Source organism: Chloroflexaceae bacterium, from assembly GCA_025057155.1.
GTDB lineage: Bacteria > Chloroflexota > Chloroflexia > Chloroflexales > Chloroflexaceae > JACAEO01.
On the sequence record JANWYD010000146.1, the window covers coordinates 1 to 276 of the forward strand.

The window sequence follows — 276 nt, forward strand, 5'->3', positions numbered from 1 at the left end:
CCAGCGAATAGCCGTCCACGTAGGCCGGGCCGATGCCGTGATTGAACAACTCCAGCTGGCCACTCCTGTTTTCCAAGTAGAGCGTAGTTGTCGCCGGCTCGGTATCGCCGGCGCGGCGCGGCAACACATGCCAGGGCAGGCTCAGGTTGTTGCGTGGGTCGGCCTCATCTATCAAGTTCAGGTAGCCGTCAAATTCGAGCGCCGTTAGCGCTTGGCCGTTGTCGCCGTTTGCGCCCGAGTTCAACCACCAGCCGCTCAGCCGCGAGCCATCAATGT

Annotated in this window: 1 protein-coding gene; it reads right to left on the reverse strand. The window is 62.0% G+C overall.

Annotated elements, in window-relative coordinates; all coding sequences use genetic code 11:
• Positions 1–276 (reverse strand): hypothetical protein (locus tag NZU74_20725; protein ID MCS6883749.1); only part of this gene is annotated, 276 nt, incomplete at both ends.